This window comes from Methylobacterium sp. WL18, assembly GCF_008040015.1.
Classification (GTDB): Bacteria; Pseudomonadota; Alphaproteobacteria; order Rhizobiales; family Beijerinckiaceae; genus Methylobacterium; species Methylobacterium mesophilicum.
Map to the genome: position 1 here is coordinate 1 of NZ_VRVD01000896.1, position 1,483 is coordinate 1,483.

Consider the following 1,483-nt stretch of genomic DNA (forward strand, 5'->3'; position numbering starts at 1 on the left):
GGCGGCCCCGAGCCGCACCGCCGCCGCCGGCATGCCGTAGACCACCGCGGTGCTCTCGTGCTCGGCCACGGTCTGGGCGCCGGCCCGGTGCATGTCGGCCAGCCCGACCGCCCCGTCCTCGCCCATGCCGGTGAGCAGCACGCCGATTCCGGCAGGTCCGAGCTGACGGGCGAGCGAGCGGAACAGCACCGTGGCGGCCGGGCGCTGGCCGGAGACGGGCTCGGTCGCGACCACCCGCATCACCCGGCCGGAGCCGATCTCCAGGTGGCGGTCGCCGGGCGCCACGTAGACGCGGCCGGGCTCCGCGCGCTCCCCGTCCTGCGCCAGCGAGACCGGCAGGGCCACGACGCTGTCGAGCCAGGCCGCGAAGCCCTCCATGAAGGCCGGGCCCATGTGCTGGACCACCAGCACCGGCAGCGGAAAGTTTTTGGGTAGAGCGCCGATCACCCGGGCCAGAGCCGGCGGCCCCCCAGTCGAGGCGGCAACCGCCAGTAAACTCGGCGCCTGCCCCGCCGCCTCGGTCGGCGCGGCGAAGGAGGCCAGGCCGGTCCGGCCGGCCCATTCGGCACCGATCGGCCGCCGCCGGATCACCGGGACCTGGGCCATGATCCGCAGCTGCGTGCAGATCTCGCCGGCCACCGCCTCGTAGCCGGCATGGGTGGTGGCCACGGGCTTCTCGACCACCGACAGGGCGCCGGCGCGGAGCGCATTCATGGAGATCCGGAGCGAGGAATCCTCCACCGAATCGGCGATCACGACGATCGGGGTCGGCTGCTCGGCCATGATCCGGCGCGTGGTCTCGAGACCGTCGATACCGGGCAGGCGGATATCCATGGAGATCACGTCCGGCCGCACCGCCTGGAGGGTGGCCAGAGCCTCCTCGCCGGAGGGCACCGCGGCCACGAGTTCGAGCCGGGGATCGCGCGACACGATATAGCGCAGCAGCTCGCGCACCACGAGGCTGTCCTCGACGAGCATGACCCGGACGGGCGTCATAGCAGCTGTCCGATCGTGTCGAGCAGCTGGCGCTGGTCGAATTTCTGCTTGGTCAGGTAGGCGTCCGCGCCGAGGTCGAGGCCGCGGGAGACGTCGGCCGCATCCCCGCGCGAGGTCATCAGGATCGTCGGGAGCCGGGCGAAGCGGGTGTCGGCGCGCAGGGCCTTGAGCAGGCCGAAGCCGTCGAGGCGCGGCATCTCCACGTCGGCCAGCACAAGGTCGATGGGCTCGATCTCGGCGCGCAGCCGATCGAGGGCGTCCTGACCGTCGACGCAGACGACCACGCGGTAGCCGGCGGCTTCCAAGATGCCCTTCTCCAAGGTCCGGGTGGTGATCGAATCGTCGACGACGAGGATGGTCGCCCGTGCGGCGGCGCGGGGCGCGGTCGTCGAACGTGGAGCCTGCGCCATCGTTCCGGCCGAAAGGCCCGGCGCGATCGACGCGGCCCGGGCGGCGAGGCCGTCGGGGTCGAGGACCAGCACCGGCA

Annotated in this window: 2 protein-coding genes; both read right to left on the minus strand. The window is 72.8% G+C overall.

Going from position 1 to position 1,483, the window contains the following annotated elements; all coding sequences use genetic code 11:
- Positions 1 to 996 (minus strand): chemotaxis-specific protein-glutamate methyltransferase CheB (gene cheB / locus FV228_RS29440; RefSeq protein ID WP_147857690.1); only part of this gene is annotated, 996 nt, incomplete at its 3' end.
- Positions 993 to 1,483, minus strand: a 491-nt coding sequence (locus FV228_RS29445; protein ID WP_246694074.1) for a response regulator, incomplete at its 5' end; no start/stop codon positions are given. The genes cheB and FV228_RS29445, both read right to left, overlap by 4 nt.